Origin of the sequence: Vibrio sp. SG41-7, from assembly GCF_014164465.1 — a bacterium.
Taxonomy (GTDB): domain Bacteria; phylum Pseudomonadota; class Gammaproteobacteria; order Enterobacterales; family Vibrionaceae; genus Vibrio; species Vibrio splendidus.
The window spans coordinates 1-3580 of sequence record NZ_JACJFF010000227.1; the positions used below are offsets into that span (position 1 = coordinate 1).

A 3580-nucleotide genomic window follows, 5' to 3' on the forward strand; every position below is an offset into this window, starting at 1 on the left:
AAAACACCCACATTGCCTATAAAACAATCTGACCTTAAATCTGCAGTAAACACTCACGATTCAAACTGGAAATTTACCCCGTAAACGACCTTGATGGTTATGATTGAGTTTCTTAACCATCAAGCAAAACCCAATTACTCAAAACCCATCTTTGAACAATCATTCACAATTAACAGCTTACAGGCGCAACGTGTCGTTGACCGTGTTTTTAGACGGACGGTCAGTGCGCTTTACGGAATCGATGTCATCCTGCGCATCATTGGCGATGAGAATGAAATTGATGAAGTGGAACAGATCATTAGCCAGTTGATCGAGGATTGCGCTAAGGCGGTAGACAACGAACAAGCTCGTTTGGACAAACTGATGGAGTCCAACGGCATCGATGAAGTACCTGACTACACCGACCCGATTACCTTCAACGCTAAAATCAGCTCGCCTCAGGTTGGCCAGTTTGTTGGCTTAGTTCGCAAACTCGATGCATTGATGATCTCAATGGGCACCCTCTGGTTATCTAGCGTGCTTAGCAACAAGCAATGTGTTGATGGCAACTACGCATGGCAACAGCGCATCATCAAACTTGCTCGGCGCATTATTGATATCGAAATTCGAGCACGAAAATCAGCCCAAGCTAAGGGTAAAGAAGCAGAAGTTGAGCAAGCGGTGCCTTCAAACGATGACGATATCACTGAAGAGGAAACAGATACCCCCGCCAACTAGCCAACTAGGTTCCCATCAACCAGCCCCTCTCGAAGCAAGGCATTTCTATGTCGTGTGATAAACCAACTTGAAAACGCTTAAAATTTAGTAAGTTACAATAAAAAAGGTTAGACAAATAAACGTCTAACTTTTTTTGTAAGCTCTTGATTTAATTTATCAAAATTCAAAAAACATCACACCAAAGCGAAATAGTTTGCTCTCGAAGGGGCTTTTTCAAGATACGACGCAAGGCTTGCGCTGCATATAACTATTCAAGCATTGGTTATACATGATTTTTGTAAGCGTGGTAGTTATCGAGTACTTGATGATAAAGCATTGCCGACTTTTTTCTTGCGGCAGGATGGAAGGCATTGATGAAGACAACCCCGTCATTAACATGTACTCGTTCGCTAACTTTTTTAAGCTCAGGGAATACGTAACGTTTAACTTGATTATATGTGCCGCAAAGTACAACAATGTCAGGGTTAATCAACTCAATTTGCCTTCTAACAAAAGGGGCAAATTCTCTGGCATGGGCGTCAAACGATTTTTGGTCGGTTCGCGCACTTCCCGATGTTTTCCTTATGTTTATGTATGCAATACTCTTAACGGCAATTTTTTCATTTAATTTAGCATCTCTCTGGGACGGCACAGCCCCATCATATTTTTGAAGTCCGTAAGCCCAACGACCCACCCGACGGAGAACCTTTCCTCGCCACCATCCACTTGCCTTCACTTCAACAGCTCTATTAATAGCGTTGACAATATTTTGCTTTGCTTCATTTGTTTCCTTTAAAACAAACAAAACTTTTTTACCACAACTATCCCAGTCCTCAGTTGAAATCACTCCATCGTAGTTGAAATACCAATCCTTCGGGAATGCCTCTTCCCATGCAACCATCAACTTATCAAGACAGTCTATTTCTGAAACAGATTTATCATCCATAGAAAAACTCCGGCAGGTTCTTATGAAACATCATTTGGATAGATGGGTAGTTCCATTAGGTAGCCATTCGATATTTAAAGTGCCACCACCGAAACGTACAATCCCTTCCTTTTTCGGAAGCTCGTTACATTGACCTCGGTATTCTATGAAATTATCCAGAAGCTCAAGCAAGTGTAGTTTGAAGCCTGATTCGGTAACCTGATCAAAAATGTCATCTTCAAGAGTCCAAGATGTTCCGCTTAGGCGGTCTTCATCATCTTCCGCACGAAACACTACCTCACCTGACACCTTCACAATGTCAGGGTGTTGTTTTGAAAGCATAGCCAAGCGATTAGCTTCAAAGTTTTGATCGAAATTAGGCATTATTAATTTTCCTTTTATCATAAATTTGATATTTGCCAGACTATCAGCTTTTCCTTTTTGCAGCAGCCTCCTCAGTCTGAAAATAGTAAAAAATCAGAGCAAATTGCGCACACGCTGAACAGTAAGCATAAGAGGAACAAAGTACCAAATTGGTTACTTTAAGTTACATTACGTTCTTTAAATTAACCAAAAAGGAACATTATTGGTAAAGCTGTTTTAGAAGGACGTGCTCAATTATTCCCCGAAATTTCTTCCGTCGCCTCCTGACGCAGTTTCTGGGCATCCATTCCGTTTAGCCGTTCAATGGCTCTGTCTGCGGTACTTTGACGGTTTCCATCCACGTTTAGCGTACTTCCTGAGCCAGTGAGTCTTTCCAGATCCAGTGACGGTACTTCGGGTAGGTTGCCCGTGATCGACAAAATACCTATCCATTCATCTAGATTGACTTGGCTCCAATCTACTTGGTTTAACTGACTCGCAGTCAAACCTTCACAGCTGTCTCTTGTTCACATTTCAGCCTAAAAACCCATCAACGCTGCCGTTTCCTTGCTTAAATAGTAGCCGCTAAGCATATCTTGTAGCTTGTCCCAGCCCAGCCACATCGTTGCCCAACTAGCGATGCCTGTACGCTTGGAGTCATAAAAACCACCTAGCTTGCCAATGGCCTGGTATGCCCACTTGAGCGTCGGAATTTCATTGGGGAGCTTTTTAGGGTAACGTCCGCCGCGCTTGTTAGCATTGAGCCAGAGGATGCGCCATTCATCTTCAGTAAGTACGTTTGTACAGGGCTGTGATTCTATCGCCTCTGCTTGCTCTAAGCTTCCACGAGCCTTGAGCTGGACTGCAAGCGTCAAGCTTTCTCGTAGTTGCATCAGCCGCACGCCGACAAAGGCTAAAATTGACACCATGCGCTCAAGGTTTTCCGGTTCAGTCATGCGTTGACGCTCAGCACCAGCACCGGTTTTCCACGCTTTGTGGTAATCCTCAACACGCCAACGCTGAGAGTAGATGTGGATGACTTTCATGGCTTGTTTGTAGGTTTCTACTGGTTCACTGGTCAGCAACAACCAACATAAATTCGCCTCATCATCAGTCGCAGCTTGCTCTTGCGCGAAGACCGCATTTAGTGTGATTTTCTGCCCGCTTTGGCTAAAGGTTACAGGCGTTGTGTGTAGGGTAAATTCAGCGGTTCTTGCTTTTCGATTTTTGCGTTTGCCTTTACTATCAAGCATGCCTTTTTGTGGAATATCCAGCTGATAACGACCAAGCTCTGGCTGCTCGGCAAGATGAGTGAATAATCTGGCATCTGCTTGTTCAATGTGCCGGTGGTGCTTGGCGCGAACCACGAAGCGCTCTTGTTGCTCAGTCTTCTCTTGCAGATAGGCGAAGATGTCGGCCTCACGGTCGCAGACGGTGATCACCTTGTACATCTGATCGCCAAATCGTCGACGAACCGGCGACGGTGTCGCCTGAGCGGCCTACGGCCGAAAACAAAGAGACTCAACCTACTAGGGTGCTTTACATGGATCGTATATTCTATAGGTCATGCATCCGAATAAGCCCATCAAACAACTC

At 44.4% G+C, this 3580-nt stretch carries 3 protein-coding genes and 2 pseudogenes; 1 reads left to right on the forward strand and 4 read right to left on the reverse strand.

Annotated features, from left to right (window positions below; all coding sequences use genetic code 11):
• Window positions 1-99: 99 nt before the first annotated feature.
• Window positions 100-717, forward strand: coding sequence for a hypothetical protein (locus H5300_RS25980; RefSeq protein ID WP_182797287.1), 618 nt, complete (start codon window positions 100-102; stop codon window positions 715-717).
• 262 nt (window positions 718-979) lie between these two features.
• Here H5300_RS25980 and H5300_RS25985 read toward each other — a convergent pair whose 3' ends face one another.
• The 4 genes and pseudogenes from H5300_RS25985 to H5300_RS26000 form a co-directional block, all read right to left on the reverse strand.
• A complete protein-coding gene (locus tag H5300_RS25985) occupies window positions 980-1642 on the reverse strand; it encodes a hypothetical protein (protein WP_182797288.1) in 663 nt (220 codons plus the stop codon).
• A 30-nt stretch (window positions 1643-1672) separates the two neighbouring features.
• A complete protein-coding gene (locus H5300_RS25990; protein ID WP_182797289.1) occupies window positions 1673-2005 on the reverse strand; it encodes a hypothetical protein in 333 nt (110 codons plus the stop codon).
• 230 nt (window positions 2006-2235) lie between these two features.
• Window positions 2236-2502, reverse strand: a pseudogene (locus H5300_RS25995) (hypothetical protein); the annotation flags it as partial.
• A gap of 21 nt (window positions 2503-2523) precedes the next feature.
• Window positions 2524-3447: pseudogene (locus tag H5300_RS26000) on the reverse strand (IS4 family transposase); the annotation flags it as partial.
• Between the last annotated feature and the right edge of the window lie 133 nt (window positions 3448-3580).

Bases quoted from the DNA above. Each gene is read 5' to 3' on its own strand.
- H5300_RS25980 (WP_182797287.1), top strand. From the start codon at position 100: ATGATTGAGTTTCTTAACCATCAAGCAAAACCCAATTACTCAAAACCC.
- H5300_RS25985 (WP_182797288.1), bottom strand. From the start codon at position 1,642: ATGGATGATAAATCTGTTTCAGAAATAGACTGTCTTGATAAGTTGATG.
- H5300_RS25990 (WP_182797289.1), bottom strand. From the start codon at position 2,005: ATGCCTAATTTCGATCAAAACTTTGAAGCTAATCGCTTGGCTATGCTT.